This window comes from Spiroplasma sp. ald, from assembly GCF_044714355.1.
Taxonomy (GTDB): domain Bacteria; phylum Bacillota_I; class Bacilli_A; order Mycoplasmatales; family Mycoplasmataceae; genus Spiroplasma; species Spiroplasma phoeniceum.
Genome location: NZ_RXFY01000196.1, coordinates 1 through 649, shown reverse-complemented (window position 1 = coordinate 649; position 649 = coordinate 1). Strand labels below are relative to the sequence as shown.

Annotated in this window: 1 protein-coding gene; it reads right to left on the bottom strand. The window is 23.7% G+C overall.

All coding sequences use genetic code 4. From position 1 onward, the window contains the following. Nucleotides 1–649 (bottom strand): hypothetical protein (locus EHU54_RS06095; protein ID WP_400249510.1); only part of this gene is annotated, 649 nt, incomplete at both ends.

Genomic DNA, 649 nt, shown 5'->3' with positions numbered 1-649 from the left:
ATATTTATCATATTCATTATTTTCATTAATTTTATAGCCACTAAATAAAAATACAGTGTGGTCTTCACTACCATTAGCATAATCAACACCAACTGAATAACTATCAAATTGATATTGTTTTCTATTTGTATTATAGAAATCTTGTAAGTTATACTCTTTAGTATATTTACGATAATTTCGTAAAACATAAATACTAGGGTCATTATCATTATATTCAAAACCATAATATTCAAGTTCAAATAAATCTGGTCGCTCTTCTTTATTTGCTAAAACAATTTTTTTGGTAATATCAGGTATTTTATTTCAAACAGCACCCATTGTTAATCGCAGATTAAAAATACCTAAACCATTAAAAGCTTGTTTATTTTCTGAATATACTTGATTGTGTTCTTTTAAAATATTTTTAATTCTTTCATTTAAAGGTAAATATGGGGTTACAAATTTTTCATAAAAGACATGGTATTTATCAAAAGGATTAAAAGTAAATTGATTAGAATATGTTTTATGAAAATATGTTGTTACTGTTATGTGTTGTTTTGTTATATTATCTCATTCTTGAAATGTCCAAGATAATTCTTTTACCGCGATAGGATTATCTAGATTATATTGTTCATTATTATTTTCATCGGTATATTTTTCATAAGATACT